The following is an 18,835-nucleotide window of genomic DNA, read 5'->3' on the forward strand; positions in this document are numbered from 1 at the left end:
GACGCAGTCTCAGCGCAGCCGCTGGCCGCGCTTGAGCGTCTCGCTGGGCAGCTCGCCGAACAGCGCCCGATAGCTGTTGGAAAACCGCCCCAGGTGCCAGAACGACCAATTCATCGCCACCTCGGCCACCGTCTTGTCCTGGGCGTTGCGCCCGAGCAGTTCATGGCGCGCGCTATTGAGCCGACGCAGGCGCAGCCAATGGCTCGGCGTCATGCCGGTGTAAGCCTTGAAAGTATGTTGCAACTGGCGCAATGAAACCCCGGCGAACTGCGCAAGCTCCAGCAGGTTGAGGGTCTGCTCAGGGGAGTCAGCCGCCCACTCGCCGATGCGTTGCATGATCGAACGCTCCTCGGCGCGACGCTGCAACGAGCCCGGGTCCAGGCAGACACAGGCGTTGTCGAGAATGTACAGACAGTCGTCCAGCAGTTGCTGGGTGAGGTTTTCCCGACTCGGCGGATCAAAGGTCTGCGCCAGGCGGGTCAGGGTCCCGCTCAACCAGCGACTGAACAAGCCGTTCTGTTGCGAGTTGAGCGGCGCCATGAACAGCCCCTCCAGCCGCGCCACGTCCAGGCCATGCTGCTGGACGAATTCCGCACCGAACACCACCGCCACTTCCTGGTAGTTCTCGGGGGTGATCCAGATATTGCGGCTCTCGCCGTTGAGCACATACAAGGCGTTGTCACTGCGATCGAAACAGAAGGCCAGCGCCCCCGACGGCGCGCTGAAGTTCTGCTCGACCCGGGTGTTCATGCATTCCTCGTAGATCTGCACCCCTTGCAGATCCAGGTAACGAATCTGCCCGGCGAAATGCCCCGGCGACATCTGCTGGTAATGCTGTACCCAACCAGGTGTGGCGCGTATCTGCTCGGCCACGTCGGCGGTGTTGAACGCTTGGACCCGCAAGGCGTTTGACTCTGTCATCGGCTGACCGCTCGCACTCATTTGGTGCGTCTTGAGGCGTCATAAAGTGGATAGATGGGACCCCCATCGCTCACCCAAGATAGTCGCCAATGCGCCGCAGGGGAAGTCTCTCGCCGCTCGACCCGGATGTGGACACGGCACCCGGCGCAGAAAAAAACCAATAACGAGGTCTTTATGAATGCCCCTTTCGATCAGCTGTCTTCGTGGCTGAAAGAACACAAGATTACCGAAGTAGAGTGCGTGGTCAGTGACCTGACCGGTATCGCCCGCGGCAAGATCGCACCCACCAACAAGTTCCTGCATGAGCGAGGCATGCGCCTGCCGGAAAGTGTGCTTTTGCAAACGGTAACTGGGGACTTCGTCGACGACGATGTCTATTACGACCTGCTCGACCCCGCCGACATCGACATGATCTGCCGACCGGACTCGTCGGCGATCTACGTGATCCCCTGGGCCATCGAGCCGACTGCCATCGTGATCCACGACACCTTCGACAAGCAGGGCAACCCGATCGAGCTGTCGCCGCGCAATGTCCTGAAGAAAGTCCTCAAGCTCTACGCCGACAAAGGCTGGCAACCCATCGTCGCGCCGGAAATGGAGTTCTACCTGACCCAGCGCTGCGAGGACCCGGACCTGCCGCTCAAGGCCCCGCTGGGGCGTTCGGGCCGTGCGGAGAGCGGTCGGCAATCATTCTCCATCGACGCCGCCAACGAATTCGACCCGCTGTTCGAGGACGTCTACGACTGGTGCGAAGCCCAGGGCCTGGACCTCGATACGCTGATCCATGAAGACGGCCCGGCGCAGATGGAAATCAACTTCCGCCACGGCGATGCCCTCGACCTCGCCGACCAGATCACCGTATTCAAGCGCACCCTGCGCGAAGCCGCGCTCAAGCACAACGTCACCGCGACCTTCATGGCCAAGCCGATCGCCGACGAGCCCGGCAGCGCCATGCACCTGCACCAGAGCGTGGTCGACAGCGCCACCGGCAAGCCGATCTTCGTCGATGCGGATGGGCAGATGAGCCAGCTGTTCCTGCACCACATCGGCGGTCTGCAGAAGTACATCCCCAAGGTGCTGCCGATGTTCGCGCCCAACGTCAACTCGTTCCGCCGCTTCCTGCCGGACACCTCGGCCCCGGTCAATGTCGAGTGGGGCGAGGAAAACCGTACCGTGGGCCTGCGGGTGCCGACCTCCAGCCCCGAGGCCATGCGCGTGGAAAACCGCCTGCCCGGTGCCGATGCCAACCCTTACCTGGCGATTGCCGCGAGCCTGTTGTGCGGTTACCTGGGCATGGTCGAACAGATCGAACCGAGCGCCAAGGTCGAGGGCCGTGCCTATGAGCGCCGCAACCTGCGCCTGCCGATCACCATCGAGGACGCGCTGGCGCACATGGAGGACTGCCCGACCATCGAGCGCTACCTGGGCACCCAGTTCGTCCGTGGCTACGTGGCGGTCAAGCGCGCCGAACACGAAAACTTCAAACGCGTGATCAGTTCCTGGGAGCGCGAGTTCCTGCTGCTGAGCGTCTGATTCCAACCCTTTGCCCAGACCGAAAAACAACCCCAAGAGGTGTCGAATGCGTCTATTGAAATCCGTCGTTCCGCTAGCACTGGCCTTGCTGTTCAGTGCCACCGCACAAGCCGAACCGACCGTCAGCGTCTACAACTGGACCGACTATATCGGTGATACCACCCTCGCCGACTTCCAGGGCAAGACTGGTATCAAGGTGATCTACGACGTCTTCGACTCCAACGAAACCCTGGAAGGCAAGTTGCTGGCCGGCCGCACCGGCTACGACGTGGTGGTGCCTTCCAACCATTTTCTCGGCCGCCAGGTGAAAGCCGGGGCCTTCCTGAAACTGGATCGTTCGCAGCTACCGAACTGGAAGAACCTCGATCCCAAGCTGCTCAAGCTGCTGGAGAAAAACGACCCGGGCAATGAACACTCGGTACCCTACCTGTGGGGCACCAACGGCATCGGCTACAACGTCGACAAGGTCAAGCAGGTGCTGGGCATCGACCATATCGACTCCTGGGCGGTGCTGTTCGAGCCGGAGAACCTGAAGAAGCTCACCCAGTGCGGCGTTTCGTTCATGGACTCGGCCGACGAAGTGTTCCCGGCGATGCTCAACTACATGGGCATGGACCCGCGCAGTTCGAAACCCGACGACTACAAGAAGGCTGAAGCCAAGCTGCTGACCCTGCGCCCCTATATCACCTACTTCCACTCTTCCAAATACATCTCGGACCTGGCCAACGGCGATATCTGCATTGCCTTCGGTTACTCGGGCGATGTGTTCCAGGCCGCGAACCGGGCCAAGGAAGCGAAGAACGGGGTGAACATCGCCTACTCGATTCCCAAGGAAGGCAGCAACCTGTGGTTCGACCTGCTGGCGATCCCCGCGGATGCAACCAATGTGAAAGAGGCCCATGCCTTCATCAACTACCTGCTGGACCCGCAAGTGATTGCCAAGGTCAGCGCCACCGTCGGCTATGCCAACCCCAACCCGGCGGCCAAGCAGTACATGGACGAGGCGCTGGTGCACAACCCCGAGGTCTATCCGTCCCAGGAAGTCCTCGATAAGCTCTACATCTCCACCACACCGACACCTGAGATCATGCGCCTGATGACCCGCTCCTGGAGCAAAGTGAAGTCCAACAAATGAGTCGAGCCCGCCCAATGGAACATGCTCGCTCCTATTACGCGGCGACCGCCGGTTCGATGCCGGATCATCCCCGGCTCGAATCCCAGGTGAGTGCTGATGTGTGTGTGATCGGCGGCGGTTTTACCGGCATCAACACCGCCATCGAGCTGGCGCAGCGCGGGCTCTCGGTGGTGCTGCTGGAAGGCCGGCGGATCGGCTGGGGCGCCAGCGGGCGCAATGGCGGACAGTTGATTCGGGGCATCGGCCATGATGTCAGCGGCTTCGCCAAGTATGTCGGCAGCGAAGGCGTGCGTTATCTGGAGCGGGCCGGTATCGAGTCGGTCGAGGTGGTGGCCGAGCGCATCCGCGAGCACGCCATCGACTGCGACCTGCGCTGGGGCTTCTGCGAACTGGCCAACACCCCGGCACAGTTCGCCGCGTTCCGCGCCGAGCAGGAGCATCTGGCGGAATTGGGTTATGCCCATGAAACGCGGATTGTCGCGCCCGGGGAGATGGCCCAGGTGGTGGCCAGCACGGCGTATGCCGGCGGCCTGATCGACAGGGGCTCGGGGCATTTGCACCCGCTCAACCTGGTGCTCGGTGAAGCCCGGGCGGCGCAGGCGCTGGGGGTACGGATCTTCGAGCAGAGTCCGGTGCTGGAGCTGATCCATGGCAGTACCGTGGAGGTGCGTTGTGCCAGCGGCAGCGTGCGCGCCAACAGCCTGGTGCTGGCCTGCAATGCACACCTGGAAGATCTGGAACCACGCCTGAGCGGCAAGGTGCTGCCCGCCGGCAGCTACATCATCGCTACCGAACCGCTGGCACCCGAGATGGCCGCCGAGTTGATTCCGCAGAACCTGTCGCTGTGCGACCAGAAAGTCGGCTTGGATTACTACCGTCTTTCTGCCGACAAACGCCTGTTGTTCGGCGGTGCCTGTCACTATTCCGGGCGTGATCCGGCGGATATCGGCGCCTATATGCGGCCGAAGATGCTCAAGGTGCTGCCGCAGCTGGCCGACGTGCGTATCGACTATCAATGGGGCGGCATGATCGGCATCACCGCCAACCGTTTCCCCCAGGTCGGGCGCCTGCAAGCGCATCCGAATGTGTTCTATGCCCAGGGTTATTCGGGGCATGGTGTCAACGTGACCCACTGGACCGCGCGGTTGTTGGCCGAGGCGATCCATGCCGGACAGAGCAAGGGCATGGATATCTTCAGCGCGGTGCCGCACATGACCTTCCCGGGAGGCAAGGCCCTGCGCTCGCCGCTGCTGGCGCTGGGGATGTTGTGGCATCGGTTGCGCGAAGCGCTGGGTTAAGCCGACGCCAGGTTTTGGCCATGCCGCTGACTTTGTGCTGGAACATCCACCCCCTGTAGGAGCCGGCTTGCCGGCTCCTACAGGGGCGCGCGTTGCGCCTGATGACTCAGGCCTTGGCCGCGATGACCATGATTTCCACCAACACTTCGGGCCGCGCCAGGTTGGCTTCGACCGTGGCCCGGGCCGGGGCGCCGCCCTCCGGCAACCAGGCATCCCAGACCGCGTTCATCGCCGCGAAGTCGCGGTCGATATGCTTGAGCCAGATCTGCGCGCTCAACAGCCGGGTCTTGTCACTACCGGCCAGGGCCAGCAGCCCGTCGATCTTCTCCAGCACCTGAAGGGTCTGGGACTCGATATCGCCTTGCAGATCGCCCGGCACCTGGCCGGCGAGGTACAGCACATCAGCATGACTGACCACGCCGGACATCCGCGCATTGCTCTGGAAACGTTGAATCGTCATCGGTCTTTCTCCTTGGATAAATATCAGCCGGCCGCGTGCTCGACCAACCGCACCAGGCGCTGCGCACTGCCAAAGGCCAGGGTCATGCCCAGCGCGCCATGCCCGGTGTTGAGGTACAGGTTACTGCCTGCGAGGCGTTCAAGCACAGGCCTGCCGGTGGGCGTCGCCGGCCGCCAACCGCTCCAGGGCTGACAATCGGCGGTGTTCCAGCCGCCGCCGAACAGCGCCTCGGTCGAGGCTTGCAGTTGCTCGATCCGCGCCGCCGGAATCGACGCGTCCATCCCGCACAACTCCACCATCCCGGCCACCCGCAGGCGGTCGCCGATGCGGGCGAACACGGTCTTGCGGCGCATATCGGTGATGCTCACCGTCGGCGCCCGGGTGTGCCCGGTAATCGGCAAGGTAATGCTGTAGCCCTTGAGCGGATAGACCGGCAAACGGCTACCCAGTTGCGCCAGCAAGCCGGTGCTGTGGGCACCCGCGGCCAGGACCACCGCCTCGCTGTGCAGCACTTCGGCCCCGTCGCGGACATGCTTCAGGTTCAGCGCAGTGATCCGTTCACCACGGCGCTGGAACCCCTCGACCTTACGCTCGAACAACAGCTGCACGCCCTCCCCGGCCAGGATCCGGGCCATTTCTCGACAGAGCTTGAGACCGTCCACCGCGCATTCGCTGTCGGTGTGAATCGCACCATGAAACGCCGACTGATAGCCGGCCAGCGCCGGCTCTATCGCCACCGCCTCACTGGCACCGAGCACTTGTTGTCGCGAGCCCAGGCCGGCCTGCAAGCGCACCTGGCGCTGGGCCTTGTCCAGCCCTTCGGCATCCGGGTACAGCACCAGCTTGCCGGTGCGGGTGAAATCGCAGTCCAGCGGCTGCTCGTGCATGAACCCATCGAGGGCCTGGCGGCTCTCGGTTGCCAACGCCAGCAACTCCACCGTGGTCTGGCGTGACACCGAAGTCCGACAGGCCGCCAGGAACTCCATGCACCAGCGCCATTGCTCCGGGCTCCATTGCGGAGTGAAGCGCAACGGCCCGTTACGATCCAGCAACAGTTTCGGGATTCCCGGCAACAGCGACGGATCGGCCAGAGGTTGCACATAGCTGTAGCTCAACTGCGCACCGTTGCCGCCCACCGCGCCCATGCCGGGGCCCGACGCCTGGTCGACCACCGTGACGCGATGCCCGGCCCGGTGCAGGAACCAGGCACTGCTCAGGCCGACGATACCGGCGCCCACCACGCAAATCTCCATTACACCGCCTCCTTGTCCAGGGCCCAGCCGCTCGGGCTCAACCGGTGCCAGTCGGTCCGCTGTTGATAGGCATGGCCGATGCGCAGGATCAGCGGCTCGGCGAAGGCCCGACCGACAATCTGCATCGACACCGGCATGCCCTGACCGTCAAAACCCACCGGCAACGCCACCGAACACAGGTTGAGCAGATTGGCGAAACGCCCCAGCAGGGCCAGCGGCGTGCCGTACTCATCAACTTGCTCCACGGGCACGCTGCCGACGGCATTGGTCGGGAACACACAGGCATCGACATTCAGCATCGCCTCCTGCATGGCCTTGCGCGCGGCGCGGCGTTGGTTGTGCAGGTCGATATAGGCCGCCGAATCGATGGCCTTGCCGCTCAATACCCGGCGCTGGACGTGAGGATCGAAACGCAGGTCGCGCTGTTCAAACAGGGCCCCCAGGCTGGCATAACCTTCGGCACTCATCAGCCCGCCGGCCACCCGCATGCACAACTCCAGCGAGCGCGGCAGTGGTTGCTCCACCAGTTGCATGCCCAACGCGGCCAGTTGCTCCAGCCCTTGATCGTAGGCCGCCAGGATATCGCTCGCAATGGCGGCGCGTTCGGCCTGGGGCAAGACCCAGATTCTGAGCCCGGCCACCGGTTGGTTGAGTCCAGTCGCGGCACTGAACACTGGCGCCTGCGCCGAGACCGGGTCCAGCGGATCGGGGCCGAGCAAGGCATCGAGCATCCAGGCCGCATCCTCGACGGTATGGGTGATCGGCCCGACCGAGTCCAGCGACGGACAGAGTTCGATCAAACCGTGACGACTGATCAGCCCACGGGTGGTCTTCAAGCCCACCAGGCCGCACATGCCGGCGGGAATCCGCACCGAGCCACCGGTATCGGTGCCCAGGGCGGCACTGGCCAGGCCGCTGGCCACCGCCACCGCCGAACCGCTGCTGGAACCGCCCGGCGCCCGATGGACTTCGCGGTCCCAGGGATTCCAGGGCGTGCCCATCACCGCATTGGTGCCCCAGCCACCGAAGGCGAACTCCACCGTGTGGGTCTTGCCCAGGATAATTGCGCCGGCTCGCTCCAGGCGCTGCACGGCGGTTGCCGTGAGGCGCGAGATGCGCGGAGGCTGCGCCAGCGAGCCGCCGGTGATGGCCTGCCCGGCGATTTCAAACAGGTCCTTGATGGCCATTGGAATGCCATGTAACGGCCCGAGGTCGACTCCGGCGGTCCGCTGCTGGTCGGCCGCGATGGCCGCGCCCAGCGCACGTCGGGTATAGGCCTCGACATAGGCATTGAGCTGGCCGTTGAAACGCTCGATACGCGCCAGTTGGCCGCGTACCAGCGCCTCGCTGGTCAGGCGACCACTGCGCAGCGCCTGCTGCAACTGGCCGATACTGTGGAAAGTGCTGTGGTCCAGGGAATTCATCCAGTCAACCTCTCAGGCTTTTGCGGCCGCGGGAAAAGCGCTTCTCAAGCACCCGTGACAGCAAGGAAAGCGGGAACGCGATCACGAAATAGAACAGGCCGACCAACAGGAAGATGTGCATCGGCAGAAAGCTCTCCGAGGCAATCGCCCGGGCAGCCAGCATCAGCTCATCGGTGGCGATCAGGGCGCACAGCGAGCTGTCCTTGAGGATCGACACATAGGCGTTGAGCAACGGCGGCAACATCCCGCGGATCGCCTGGGGCAGGATCACCGCAGTGAATGCCTGGAACGGTGTCAGGCCGACGGCAATCGCCGACTCACGCTGGCCCCGGTGCAAGGCATCCAGGCCGCCGCGCAGGATTTCGGCGATATAGGCACTGCCCTGCAAGCCCAACCCGAGGATGCCGGCCTCGAAACCGGACAAGGTCAGGCCCAGGCTCGGCAGGGAGAAATACAGCGCCAGCAGCAAGGCCAATAAAGGCAGCGCACGCATGCCCTGGATGAAATACAGCGCCGAGCGCCGCAACCAGGCAAACGGGCTGCGCAGGGCCCAGGTCAGCAGGCTGCCGAGCAGTGCCGCCAGGGCGAAACCACCCAGCGACAGCTTTGCAGTGACCACGCCGCCTTGCAGCAGGCGCGCGGTCCAGTCGCTCCAGTACTCGGGGTATTGCGCAAAGAAACTGATCATCGTGCGCTCCCCCAATGTCGTTCAAGGCGGATAAAACCCAGGCCGATGGGCAGGATCATCGCGGCGTAGATGCACATCACCGCGAAGTAGATCAGCGAGGTCTGGAAGGTCGAGGTCACCAGGTTGCGCGCCAGGAACATGATTTCCGGCACGGCGATGGCCGAGGCAATGGAGGTGTCCTTGATCAGCTGCGTGACGTAGTTGGCGAACGCCGGCAACGAACGGCGCAACGACTGCGGCAAGAGGATGTTGGCCAGTATCTGCGCACGGGTCAGCCCGACGGCCAGGCCGGCCTCGTATTGCCCGACATGCAGCGACTGCAGGCCGGCGCGAAAGATGTCGCAGAGCACGGCACTGCCCACCAGGCTCAAGCCGACGATGGCCGCCAACCACGCGGGCAGGTTGATCCCCAGGTACGACAGGCCGAAGTAGATCAGGAACAAATGCGCCAGGGCCGGCACGTTGCGCATCCATTCGATAAAACAGGCAATGCCCGCCTGCACCAGCCGCGAACGGCTGAAGGTCAGCCACACCGCCAGTGCCAGGCCGCCGATACTGGCCAGCACCAGGGTGCACAGGGCGATTTCCAGTGCCGTCAGGGCACCGCTCAACAGCAGGGGCAACAAGCCGAAAAAGGTCTGGAGGTTGCTCATTCAAGCCTGCTCCATGGCCATGCGCCCGAGGAAGCTGCGGGTGCGCTCATGGCTGGGCGTGTCGATCACCTGGGCGGAAGGCCCCTGCTCGACGATATGGCCGCCGTCCATGAAAATCACCCGATCGGCCACGTCGCGGGCAAAGCGGACTTCGTGGGTAACCATGATCATGGTCCGGCCCTCTTCGGCCAGCTCACGGATCACCGCCAGCACTTCGCCCACCAGTTCGGGGTCGAGGGCCGAGGTCGGCTCATCGAACAGGATCACCTTGGGTTGCTGCGCCAGGGCCCGGGCAATCGCCACCCGCTGCTGTTGCCCGCCGGACAACTGCTCGGGATAGGCATCGGCCTTGTGCCGCAGGTGGACCTTCTCCAGCATCGCTTCGGCCAGCTCATAAGCCTGCTTGCGCGGCATGCCACGGGCCTTGATCGAACCCAGCGCGACGTTGTCGCGGACGTTCAAGTGCGGCCACAGGTAGAACAGCTGGAAGACCATGGCGATCTCCAGCCGTTGCGGGGCCATTTCCCGGTCGCTGAGCAAACGCAGGCGCGAACCCTCGCGGGCTTGCCCGATCAGTTCATCGCCGAGCCAGATTTCACCCCGGCTGGGCTTCTCCAGGTAATTGATGCAGCGCAGGCAGGTCGACTTGCCGGAACCGCTGGGGCCGATCAACGACAGGGTTTCCCCGGCCTTGAGCTCCAGGCTGATGCCCTTGAGCACTTCCAGGTCGCCATAACTCTTGTACAGATCACACACGCGCAACAGCGCAGGTTCTACCAGGTTGGACATCTTGCTCACCCGCTTTTTCTCGGTCTGGCGCAGGGTCGACCAGCTGCCCCTGCGCACTACGCTTTATTATTGGCAGCCAGGCAGTTTCCAATCCGCCGGACGGTCGACGCTCAGGCGCAGGTCCTTGCCCTGGGGCATGAACCAGACATCCTGGGTCAGGCCGTAGCGAGCGCCGATCTTGCGCATCTCGCAGGTTTTCCAGAGCGCCTCGATCTGCGCATTGACCGCCGCCAGCAGCTGCGGATTGTCCTTGTTGAAACCGAACACCACCTGCCCCAGCCCGGTCAGCAGGGGGAAATCCGGATCGTTGTCGGTGAAGGCGTTGAAGTGCAGGTGCCACTGGGCATTGCGGGAAATGGCGTACTGCATGACCGGTGGATCACCGATCACCGCATCGATACGCCCGGCGAGCAGGTCACGCACGGCGGCGTCCGAGGTGTCGTAGAGCGTCACTTGCAGCCCCGGGATCTTGCGCATCTCGGGAATGAAGGAGAACCCGGTGATGGTCCCGACCTTCTTGCCCTGCAGGTCCTTGAGGGTCTTCCAGTCGGTCTTGTCGGTCTGGGTGATGCCGTTCTTGAAATAGTGGATCGGATCGCTCAGGGCCATGATTTTCGAGCGCTGCTCGGTCCAGCCCATGGTCCCGGCCATGACGTCGACGCGGCGGGCCTGCACCGAGGCAATGGTCCCCGACCACTCCATCAGCGCCGGCTTGACCTTCATCCCGAGCTTCTCGGAAATTTGTTGAAGGATTTCACCGTCGTAGCCGACCATCTTGCTATCTTGATAACCGGTCCCCGGCATGTCACCGCTGAAGGCGATGGTCAGGCTGCCCGGCTCCACGGTGTCCAGCGCGAACGCCGGGCCCGCGGCCAGCAGGGACAGTATCAATCCGGCACAAAGGCCGGTAAAACGTTGTATGTCAGGCTTGTTCATCGTGTGCACCTCGTTGGTTTTCTTATTGAACGACAGGATGTTGGGCAGGCCTTCATCCTAGGGCCGAGGGCACCTGAATCAGTTGGATGCTTTGCACGAATGATTGAATATTTGCGACATCTGCATGAAACCGCGAACGAGGCCGGCGAGCCGAGCCTGGTGGCGCGCCTTGACCAGCAACCGGCCCCCGCCCCGCGCAAGCGTCGCGGAACGGCGGAACTGTCGGTGGGCATCGTGCTCTGGCCGCGTTTTCCGCTGCTGTCGTTGTCCGGGCTGACCGACGCGCTGCGCCATGCCGCCGACACCGGCGACCAGAGCCGGCCGATCCGCTGCGAATGGAAAGTGCTGGGCACGCCGGGGCAACGCGTCGCCTCCAGCGGTGGGCTGGATGTGCCCATCGACAGCGAGATGGGCGACCCGCAACGCTTCGACTACATAGTGGTGATCGGCGGCCTGCTGGACTCGCTGGCCGATGTGCCGAAAAGCTACCCGGCGTTCCTGCACCAGGCCGCGGCGGCCGGTGTGCCCTTGATCGGCCTGTGCACCGGCAGCTTCGTGCTGGCCCGCCACGGCCTGATGGAAGGTCACACCGCCTGTGTGCATGCCTACCATGCCGATGACTGGAAACGCCTGTTCCCGACGCTGCGGTTTATCACCCACAACGACTTCCTGATCGACAAGGACCGTATTACCTGCGCCGGCGGTGTCTCGGTGATCGAGCTGGCGGTGCATCTGATTGGCATGCACTGCGGGCCGGACCGCGCCGGCAAGGTGGTGCACCAGATGACCGTGGCCAAGAGCGGCACCGGCAGCTTTCTCGAGCGGCGCAAGGCCCTGGGTTATGCCAGCTCGTCCAACCGGCGCCTGCACGAGGCGGTGATGCTGATGGAAAAACACATGGCCGAACCGCTGGAAATCGAAGCCATCGCCCATTGGGTCGGCACCAGCAAACGCCAGTTGGAACGGCTGTTCATGGCGGAAACCGATACCAGCCCGGCGCAGTTCTACCGCCAGGTGCGGCTACGCTTCGGGCGCTGGCTGCTGGTCAGCTCGGATCGGCAGATCGGCGAAATAGCCTTTGAATGCGGCTTTGCCGACGCGCCGCATTTCATCCGGCATTTCCAGAGCCTGTTCGGCCTGTCACCGGGCAAGTTGCGCAAGGAGTTGTTGAAGCACGCGGGGCCGTGAAGGGGAAACAACTCGGTCTGGACTCACTCTGCAGATTTCATGATTGAGGTAATCTATTCTTCCCGCAGGTCCAGGGTGCTTCGGAGTCAGTATCCTGCGTATCGGTCTCATCACCTTTCCCGGTTTCGGTGACAGCGAGCGGATGCGCCGCGCCTTTGTCCGGGCGTTCGGCGAACCGCCACGGGCCATGCGGCGCAATGCCCGAGTCAAGACCGGGCCGACGCAACAGCGCGAAGCCATTTCTTGAGTCGAAATGCAAGCTGGGCTTACCTCAAACCTGAAGATGAACATGGACTTGTGGCGAGCGGGCTTGCCCGCGTTGGGGCGCGAAGCGGCCCTAAAACCGGCGAACGCGGTGTTTCAGAAAGAGCGAGATATCCGATTTAACGACTGCTTCGCAGCCGAGCGCGGGCAAGCCCGCTCGCCACAAAACCGCGTTCACCTTTGAGTGACCCACCCGCCTGGACGTCCCGAAACGAGGGTTAAACGGCACTTTTCATGGTCCTCGGACGATTAGGCTGGCTCACAGATGAACACGCATTGTCCTTTGAGTCGCAGAACGCCTGCCAGGAGCAACCATGAAGCTGTTTCCCACCACCCGCATCGCCACCTGTTCCCTGCTGCTGGGTGCACTGATCACCCTCTCCACCAGCAGCGCCTTCGCCGCCTCGAACGAAGACGAGGTGCGCGGGTTCTTCAGCGATTTCGTCAAGGCGCAGAACGCCCACGACCTCAAGCAGATCCGCTCGATGCTCTGGGATTCGCCGCAGATGCTCTGGTACGCCCGGGGCGGCGCCAGTTGGGGACCGGATGCGGTGGTCGAACGCTTGAAAGACTACTATCAGGGCGTCTGGCAACTGGACCCGGACATGAGCAAATTCCGCACTACGCAGCTCAATGACACGGTGGCGCAGATCCTGGTGCCCGTGACTTTCACCCGCAGCCACGCCGGTGAAACGCCGCAGAAAAACACCTTCCTGATCAGCCAGACCCTGCTGCGCAACGCCGACGGCTGGCGTGTCGCGACAATCATGCCGGTGGCCGATACCAACTTCAAATAAGCCGCACCAGCAGCTCAGCCGAAGATCACCCCAACCACCAGCGCAGCAGGAAAAAGAACGCCATGCTCAGCAACATGCTGAGCAAGGTGTTGCGGGTGTAGAGCACCAGGCCGATGGCCACCAGCGAACTGAGCAGGTACGGATTGTCGTATTGCAGGTTCAACTGGTGATCGGGCATGAACACGATCGGCCCGCAGATCGCCGTGAGCATGCCCGGCACGGCAAAGCCGAGGAACTGCCGGGCATTGCTGCTCAGGCGCACCGGCAAGCGCGGTTCGAGAAACACATAACGGTTGAGGAACACCAACAGGCCCATCCCGAAAATCACCGCCCAGACCATCATTCGCGCCCCCGATACAGCTTGTTGCAGAGAAATCCCGCCGTCATTCCCGCCAGCCCCGACAGCACCAGCGCCGAACCCAACTGCCAGTAGCTGAACAGCACCGAACAGAACAACGACACCGCCACGCAGACCACGGTCGGCACATTGCGCACCACCGGGGTGATCAAGGCGATAAAGGTCGCCGCGATGGAGAAATCCAGCCCCAGGTGTTCAAGGCCGGGAATGCTGCGGCCCAGCACGATCCCCGCCAGGGTGAACAGGTTCCAGGCGATATAGAACGTCAGCCCCACCCCCAGCGCGTACCAGCGGTTGAATCGTTGCTTGTCGTGCTGGCTGGTCAAGGCAAACAATTCGTCGGTCAGCAGGAAGCCCAAGCCGACCCGCCAGCGGCCGGACAACGGGGAAATCACCGAGCGCATGCTCATGCCGTACAACAGGTGTTGCGAGGTCAGCAGCGCGGTGGTGAGCAGGATCGAGAAAATCCCCGCGCCCCCCTTGAGCATGCCGATCGCCACCAGTTGCGCGGCCCCGGCAAACACGATGCCGGACAAGCCCTGGCCCTGCAGCGGCGTCAGGTTGGCCTCGATGGCCATGGAGCCGGCCAGCAATCCCCAGGGCGCGGTCGCCAGGGACAACGGCAGGATGGCCACGGCGCCGCGCAGGAAAGCGGCGCGAGGTAACAGATGATCGGACATAAGACTCGGGCACAAGGAAAAAGACGCTGACTTTGCCAGCCCGTCGCGCGCCTGTCTTGAACATTTGTGCACAACACGACACTTGAGCAGCGCCTCGATTCAAGCGCCGCCCAGGTAGCCCGGCCCGATCAGCGAATCGGCGGCACGCGCACCGGCCCTTGCCGGCATTGATTCCTGACGCCCTTGCCGCACTCGCCGAAGCCCAGGTCCTTGGTCAGGCAGACACGCACCTCGGCCAGTTCCGGTCCGCTGCAGCGCACCGTCACACCGCCCTCGGGCAGCCCCGGGTTGCTCTGGCGGAACAGTTGGACAATCTGCTCGGCGGAGTATTCGCGCGGCGTCGTCGAGGGTTGCAGGGCCTGCGGGACCACCACCGCTCCCAGCGCCTTGTCGGCCGCATTCAGGTAGCCCAAAGCGCCCAGGCCACTGCAGGTGCCGTGCTTGTCCCACTCATGCGCCAGCAGTTTGCCCGAGGGAAACAGCGTGAGGCCCTTCTGCCGCTCCTGCTGCGTCAGGGGTGTCAGTGGCGGGCAGGATTGCGGCCAGCCGCCCTTGGCATACTGCGGCCACAAGCCATGGAGCACAAAGCCATAACCCTTGCCACTGCACTGCTGATCGTTGGCATGGGTCAGACAGAAGGTCGGCGACCAGGACAAGGTCAGCAGGTAATAATCGAAGACCCCCGCCACCGATTCGGTCTGCTGCCTCGACTGCCGGGCTTCGCCGAGACCGGCATGGCCCACCGTCAGGACGATGAACAAGGCGATTACAGAAGATAATTTCATTGGTTTTCCTATCCCATAGGGCGCCATCATGGCGCTCAAAACATCATGACCATAGCTTCAGATCAAGATCCGCTTTTAACAAAAACTGTTAAATGCCACTACAAAACAGTAACATTCAGCACTTTTTTCCAGGCTTTACCGCGCCGTCCCGGCGCACGCCACAGATGCCGCAGTCGCTCTAGGGAGCAGTGTTTCATGAGTATTCGCAACATCCGCAAGAAAGTCGTTTCCGCCCTTTGGACCCTGGCCGTACTCTTGCTGATCTACTGCTTTCCGAAAACCATCCTCGGCTTCCTGCTCCTGGTTGTCGTTTGCGGTATCTATGACTTCCTGCGCAACGGCATCTACACCGCCGAGCTGGCGAAGAAATATTTTATCGGCAACGGGCGCAACACTTGGGTGCTGTCACCCTTCAACACCCTGTTCGACCTGATCAGCAAGCCCAATCGCGGCATCTACAAGATGCAGGACCTGCCGGAAGACTGCCAGCGCGACCTGCAGCAGGTCATCGACAAGGCAATGAGCCACAAGGACGAGATTATCCAGTATCTCGATTCGCGGATGGCGGAAAACAAGCGCGGCATGCTGTTCTTCCAATGGTACGGGCGCAAGATCGATACCGAACTGGACATTGCGGAACTCCAGCAGAAATTCCCCTACGTCAAGACCGTGGGTGTGTCGGTATTCAATGAAAACCGCTCGACCTCCTTCCACTTCGGCCCACTGCGCATGATGTTCCGCGTGCTCTACAACATGGCTCCGGCGCCACACCATGACGGCGTCTATATCCAGTGCCGGAATCAGAAACACTACTGGCATGACGACCCGCTGTTCATTTTCGATGACACACTGCTGCATGCGTCCTTCAACAAGAACGACGCCAAGCGTTACTGCCTGTTCATCGATATCGTCCGCCCATCCTACGCTCCGCGCATTATCAGCGGCGCGATCGCGGCGTTCGCCAGCGCGGCGTTCACCCTGCGCCAGGGTTTCTACAAAAACTGGAAGGTCATCAAGTAACAACGGCTGGAGGTTGCGCCGCGCCTTCGAAGCTGCGCGGCCAGACCCGGTAATCGCCTTGAGGAGCTGGATTGACCAGCTCCTCAAGCGCCCGCCTCAACCCCGCAGGACGCGGGCGCCGATTCAGGCCTGGATCAGATTGACAATCGCCACGTCCGGGCTGACGTCAGCATCGTAGTCCACACCTTCGACCCCGAAACCGAACAGACGCAGGAACTCGGCCTTGTAGCCGGCAAAATCCGTCAGTTCGTTGAGGTTTTCGGTGGTGACCGCATCCCACAGCTTCGCCACCTGCGCCTGGACTTCCGGCTGCAGCTCCTTGTAGTCGGCACGCAGGCGACCGTCTTCGTCGAGGATCGGCGTCGGCGAGTACAGGCTGTCCTTGTACAGGCCGTAGACCTGCTCGATGCAACCTTCGTGGGAGCCCTGCTCCTTCATCACCTTGAACAGCAACGACAGGTACAGCGGCATGATCGGGATCGCCGAGCTGGCCTGGGTCACCACGGCTTTCAACACCGAAACCCGCGCGTCGCCGCCCTTGGCCGCCAGGCGCTGGCGAATCTTCAGGACCTTCTGGTCCAGGTCCTTCTTGGCCGCGCCAATGGAGCCGTTCCAGTAGATGTCGTGGGTCAGCTTTTCGCCCAGGTAGGTGAACGCGGTGGTTTTCGCACCGTCAGCCAACACGCCGGCTTCGTCCAGCGCATCGATCCACAGCTGCCAGTCTTCGCCACCCATGACCTTGACTGTACCGTCAATTTCTTCCTGGGTCGCCTCGGCCAGCGTGGTGACGTTGACCTCTTCCTTGTCGGTGTTCAGGCCACGCTGGGTGACCGACTTGCCGATCGGCTTGAGCGTCGAACTGTAGACTTCACCGGTTTTCGGATCGGTACGACGCGGCGCCGCCAGGCTGTAGACCACCAGGTCGATCTTGCCCATGTCGCGCTTGATGGTCTCGATGGTCAGGCGCTTGACTTCATCGGAGAATGCATCGCCATTGATGCTCTTGGCGTACAGGCCTTTGGCTTCGGCAAACTTGTGGAACGCGGCGCTGTTGTACCAGCCCGCAGTGCCGAGCTTGCCTTCGTCGCCTTCGCGCTCGAAGAACACGCCCAGGGTATTGGCACCGCAACCGAAGGCCGCGGTGATGCGTGCCGCCAGGCCGTAACCGGTGGATGCACCGAGCACCAGGACGTTCTTCGGTCCGTCACTGACCGGGCCTTGCTGGGTGACGTAGTCAATCTGTTGCTTGACGTTGGCTTCGCAACCCACTGGATGGGTAGTCACACAGATAAAGCCACGAACGCGTGGTTTGATGATCATAAGGTTCCCTTTTTTCATAGGCCGATATCGACACTGGCGGTAAGCAGCGTCGCGGATTCTAGTCATAGACGTTCAAAAAGCCGATGCGTCACTGCTTTTACAACACAGGCCCGCGCGGGGAAAGCAAATTCCCTTGCCATGTATCGCCTGGACCTTGATTAACCGCCTTGTGCACAACATTCTAGCGCCCATCCCCGCCAGCGAAGCCTGATCGACCATGAGCGCCACGCCCTCCGCCGAAACCCATAGTGACGTTTACAAGACCCTGCTCGAATCAACCAGGGCCATTCCCTGGCGGATTGACTGGCAAACCATGACCTTCAGCTACATCGGCCCGCAGATCGAGACCCTGCTCGGCTGGACACCGGACAGTTGGGTCGGGGTCGATGACTGGGTGGCCCGCATGCACCCGGATGACCGCGAGTATGTGGTGAACTTCTGTGTGTCGCAGTCCAAGGCCGGCGTCGACCACGAGGCCGACTACCGGGCGCTGACCCGCGACGGCGAATACGTCTGGATCCGCGATGTGGTGCATGTGGTGCGCAAGGACGGCGAAGTCGAGGCGCTGATCGGCTTCATGTTCGATATCAGCGAGCGCAAGAAAACCGAAGAACACCTGATCCGCCTGCAAAAGCAGTTGGAGGAGTACTCGTTCCAGGATGGCCTGACCGGTATCGCCAATCGCCGCATGTTCGACACCGTGCTCGCCCGAGAGTGGGAACATGCCCAGCGCAATCAACTGCCGCTGTCGCTGATTATCCTGGATATCGACTTTTTCAAGCAGTACAACGACCACTACGGGCATATCAAGGGTGACGAAGTCCTGCGACAAGTAGCCCAGACCTTGTCCCAGGCGACCAATCGGCCACGGGACTTCATTGCCCGGATCGGCGGCGAGGAGTTCATCTGGCTATTGCCCGAAACACCGGCGGACAAGGCACGGCAAGTGGCGGAGAAATGCCTGCAACTGATTCGCCAGCAGCAGATCGAACATGAGAAGTCGGCGATTTCCGGGCTGCTGAGCCTCAGCCTCGGCGTCGGCACCACGCGCCCCGCCCTCGACGAACAGGCACTGGGTTTTGTCGAGAAGGTCGATGAACTGCTCTACCGGGTCAAGCGCAACGGTCGCATGGGGGCCGAGTACGCCAACTTCAGCGACTGACGGATGGATGCGCTGGAGATAGAGGGCGAGGCTCGGCGGCGGATGTTGCGACGTCGCCGCCGATACAATCGCGCAGATTTGTATCAATACTGACTATCGATACGGCTGATAAGCCATCATCCGGCGACAATGGTACTGTTCGCGCCGATGGCAACGTTATGCCTCAACTAT

Annotated in this window: 19 protein-coding genes; 7 read left to right on the plus strand and 12 right to left on the minus strand. The window is 62.4% G+C overall.

All coding sequences use genetic code 11. The annotated features are described in order from the left end of the window. Window positions 1-9 precede the first annotated feature (9 nt). Window positions 10-921 (minus strand): helix-turn-helix domain-containing protein, encoded by a 912-nt coding sequence (locus M5B96_RS19320; RefSeq protein ID WP_248798313.1) that lies wholly within the window; start codon window positions 919-921, stop codon window positions 10-12. Between the two features lie 174 nt (window positions 922-1,095). Here M5B96_RS19320 and M5B96_RS19325 point away from each other — a divergent pair, with 174 nt between their 5' ends. From M5B96_RS19325 to M5B96_RS19335, 3 genes are read left to right on the plus strand one after another with little or no spacing between them, the layout of a single operon-like run. Beyond that, on the plus strand, window positions 1,096-2,454 hold the full coding sequence (locus M5B96_RS19325) for a glutamine synthetase family protein (protein ID WP_248798314.1): 1,359 nt from the start codon (window positions 1,096-1,098) through the stop codon (window positions 2,452-2,454). A gap of 46 nt (window positions 2,455-2,500) precedes the next feature. Beyond that, entirely contained in the window at window positions 2,501-3,589 is a 1,089-nt protein-coding gene (locus tag M5B96_RS19330; RefSeq protein ID WP_248798315.1) for a polyamine ABC transporter substrate-binding protein, read from the plus strand. 14 nt (window positions 3,590-3,603) lie between these two features. Next, on the plus strand, window positions 3,604-4,887 hold the full coding sequence (locus tag M5B96_RS19335; protein ID WP_412548624.1) for an NAD(P)/FAD-dependent oxidoreductase: 1,284 nt from the start codon (window positions 3,604-3,606) through the stop codon (window positions 4,885-4,887). Window positions 4,888-4,993: 106 nt separating this feature from the next. Here the strand turns inward: M5B96_RS19335 and M5B96_RS19340 are convergent, their stop codons facing one another. The 7 genes from M5B96_RS19340 to M5B96_RS19370 form a co-directional block, all read right to left on the minus strand. Then, window positions 4,994-5,347, minus strand: coding sequence for a RidA family protein (locus M5B96_RS19340; protein WP_248798317.1), 354 nt, complete (start codon window positions 5,345-5,347; stop codon window positions 4,994-4,996). Window positions 5,348-5,370: 23 nt separating this feature from the next. Further along, entirely contained in the window at window positions 5,371-6,600 is a 1,230-nt protein-coding gene (locus M5B96_RS19345) for a D-amino acid dehydrogenase (RefSeq protein WP_248798318.1), read from the minus strand. Beyond that, window positions 6,600-8,024 (minus strand): amidase, encoded by a 1,425-nt coding sequence (locus tag M5B96_RS19350; RefSeq protein WP_248798319.1) that lies wholly within the window; start codon window positions 8,022-8,024, stop codon window positions 6,600-6,602. Before M5B96_RS19350 ends, M5B96_RS19345 begins: the two co-directional genes overlap by 1 nt. A 4-nt stretch (window positions 8,025-8,028) precedes the next feature. Beyond that, a complete protein-coding gene (locus tag M5B96_RS19355; RefSeq protein WP_248798320.1) occupies window positions 8,029-8,712 on the minus strand; it encodes an amino acid ABC transporter permease in 684 nt (227 codons plus the stop codon). Beyond that, entirely contained in the window at window positions 8,709-9,365 is a 657-nt protein-coding gene (locus M5B96_RS19360) for an amino acid ABC transporter permease (RefSeq protein ID WP_248798321.1), read from the minus strand. The genes M5B96_RS19355 and M5B96_RS19360 overlap by 4 nt, the downstream gene beginning before the upstream one ends. After that, complete coding sequence (locus M5B96_RS19365) at window positions 9,366-10,154, minus strand: amino acid ABC transporter ATP-binding protein (RefSeq protein ID WP_248798322.1); 789 nt, start codon at window positions 10,152-10,154, stop codon at window positions 9,366-9,368. A gap of 66 nt (window positions 10,155-10,220) precedes the next feature. Further along, a complete protein-coding gene (locus tag M5B96_RS19370) occupies window positions 10,221-11,090 on the minus strand; it encodes an ABC transporter substrate-binding protein (RefSeq protein WP_248798323.1) in 870 nt (289 codons plus the stop codon). Between the two features lie 99 nt (window positions 11,091-11,189). Between M5B96_RS19370 and M5B96_RS19375 the strand changes: the two genes are divergently transcribed. Together M5B96_RS19375 and M5B96_RS19380 are read left to right on the plus strand one after the other, a co-directional pair. Beyond that, window positions 11,190-12,278: a GlxA family transcriptional regulator gene (locus M5B96_RS19375; protein WP_248798324.1), complete on the plus strand. Its 1,089-nt coding sequence runs from the start codon at window positions 11,190-11,192 to the stop codon at window positions 12,276-12,278. 578 nt (window positions 12,279-12,856) lie between these two features. Further along, complete coding sequence (locus M5B96_RS19380) at window positions 12,857-13,339, plus strand: nuclear transport factor 2 family protein (RefSeq protein WP_248798325.1); 483 nt, start codon at window positions 12,857-12,859, stop codon at window positions 13,337-13,339. 25 nt (window positions 13,340-13,364) lie between these two features. Here the strand turns inward: M5B96_RS19380 and M5B96_RS19385 are convergent, their stop codons facing one another. The 3 genes from M5B96_RS19385 to M5B96_RS19395 form a co-directional block, all read right to left on the minus strand. Then, window positions 13,365-13,679, minus strand: coding sequence for an AzlD domain-containing protein (locus M5B96_RS19385; RefSeq protein WP_248798369.1), 315 nt, complete (start codon window positions 13,677-13,679; stop codon window positions 13,365-13,367). Continuing rightward, complete coding sequence (locus M5B96_RS19390) at window positions 13,679-14,377, minus strand: AzlC family ABC transporter permease (RefSeq protein ID WP_248798326.1); 699 nt, start codon at window positions 14,375-14,377, stop codon at window positions 13,679-13,681. The genes M5B96_RS19385 and M5B96_RS19390 overlap by 1 nt, the downstream gene beginning before the upstream one ends. A 128-nt stretch (window positions 14,378-14,505) precedes the next feature. Continuing rightward, complete coding sequence (locus tag M5B96_RS19395; RefSeq protein ID WP_248798327.1) at window positions 14,506-15,162, minus strand: ribonuclease T2; 657 nt, start codon at window positions 15,160-15,162, stop codon at window positions 14,506-14,508. Window positions 15,163-15,357: 195 nt separating this feature from the next. Between M5B96_RS19395 and M5B96_RS19400 the strand changes: the two genes are divergently transcribed. Next, window positions 15,358-16,182: an aspartyl/asparaginyl beta-hydroxylase domain-containing protein gene (locus M5B96_RS19400; RefSeq protein ID WP_248798328.1), complete on the plus strand. Its 825-nt coding sequence runs from the start codon at window positions 15,358-15,360 to the stop codon at window positions 16,180-16,182. Between the two features lie 123 nt (window positions 16,183-16,305). On the opposite strand, the gene fabV is transcribed toward M5B96_RS19400, so the two are convergent. After that, window positions 16,306-17,502 (minus strand): enoyl-ACP reductase FabV, encoded by a 1,197-nt coding sequence (gene fabV / locus M5B96_RS19405; protein ID WP_248798329.1) that lies wholly within the window; start codon window positions 17,500-17,502, stop codon window positions 16,306-16,308. Between the two features lie 217 nt (window positions 17,503-17,719). Between fabV and M5B96_RS19410 the strand changes: the two genes are divergently transcribed. Next, window positions 17,720-18,664, plus strand: coding sequence for a sensor domain-containing diguanylate cyclase (locus tag M5B96_RS19410; RefSeq protein WP_248798330.1), 945 nt, complete (start codon window positions 17,720-17,722; stop codon window positions 18,662-18,664). The last annotated feature ends 171 nt before the right edge of the window (window positions 18,665-18,835 follow it).

Source organism: Pseudomonas sp. MWU13-2105, from assembly GCF_023242315.1.
Lineage (GTDB): Bacteria > Pseudomonadota > Gammaproteobacteria > Pseudomonadales > Pseudomonadaceae > Aquipseudomonas.

Coding starts and splice junctions, on each gene's coding strand:
- M5B96_RS19320 (WP_248798313.1), bottom strand. CDS start 921: ATGACAGAGTCAAACGCCTTGCGGGTCCAAGCGTTCAACACCGCCGAC.
- M5B96_RS19325 (WP_248798314.1), top strand. CDS start 1,096: ATGAATGCCCCTTTCGATCAGCTGTCTTCGTGGCTGAAAGAACACAAG.
- M5B96_RS19330 (WP_248798315.1), top strand. CDS start 2,501: ATGCGTCTATTGAAATCCGTCGTTCCGCTAGCACTGGCCTTGCTGTTC.
- M5B96_RS19335 (WP_412548624.1), top strand. CDS start 3,604: ATGGAACATGCTCGCTCCTATTACGCGGCGACCGCCGGTTCGATGCCG.
- M5B96_RS19340 (WP_248798317.1), bottom strand. CDS start 5,347: ATGACGATTCAACGTTTCCAGAGCAATGCGCGGATGTCCGGCGTGGTC.
- M5B96_RS19345 (WP_248798318.1), bottom strand. CDS start 6,600: ATGGAGATTTGCGTGGTGGGCGCCGGTATCGTCGGCCTGAGCAGTGCC.
- M5B96_RS19350 (WP_248798319.1), bottom strand. CDS start 8,024: ATGAATTCCCTGGACCACAGCACTTTCCACAGTATCGGCCAGTTGCAG.
- M5B96_RS19355 (WP_248798320.1), bottom strand. CDS start 8,712: ATGATCAGTTTCTTTGCGCAATACCCCGAGTACTGGAGCGACTGGACC.
- M5B96_RS19360 (WP_248798321.1), bottom strand. CDS start 9,365: ATGAGCAACCTCCAGACCTTTTTCGGCTTGTTGCCCCTGCTGTTGAGC.
- M5B96_RS19365 (WP_248798322.1), bottom strand. CDS start 10,154: ATGTCCAACCTGGTAGAACCTGCGCTGTTGCGCGTGTGTGATCTGTAC.
- M5B96_RS19370 (WP_248798323.1), bottom strand. CDS start 11,090: ATGAACAAGCCTGACATACAACGTTTTACCGGCCTTTGTGCCGGATTG.
- M5B96_RS19375 (WP_248798324.1), top strand. CDS start 11,190: ATGATTGAATATTTGCGACATCTGCATGAAACCGCGAACGAGGCCGGC.
- M5B96_RS19380 (WP_248798325.1), top strand. CDS start 12,857: ATGAAGCTGTTTCCCACCACCCGCATCGCCACCTGTTCCCTGCTGCTG.
- M5B96_RS19385 (WP_248798369.1), bottom strand. CDS start 13,679: ATGGTCTGGGCGGTGATTTTCGGGATGGGCCTGTTGGTGTTCCTCAAC.
- M5B96_RS19390 (WP_248798326.1), bottom strand. CDS start 14,377: ATGTCCGATCATCTGTTACCTCGCGCCGCTTTCCTGCGCGGCGCCGTG.
- M5B96_RS19395 (WP_248798327.1), bottom strand. CDS start 15,162: ATGAAATTATCTTCTGTAATCGCCTTGTTCATCGTCCTGACGGTGGGC.
- M5B96_RS19400 (WP_248798328.1), top strand. CDS start 15,358: ATGAGTATTCGCAACATCCGCAAGAAAGTCGTTTCCGCCCTTTGGACC.
- fabV (WP_248798329.1), bottom strand. CDS start 17,502: ATGATCATCAAACCACGCGTTCGTGGCTTTATCTGTGTGACTACCCAT.
- M5B96_RS19410 (WP_248798330.1), top strand. CDS start 17,720: ATGAGCGCCACGCCCTCCGCCGAAACCCATAGTGACGTTTACAAGACC.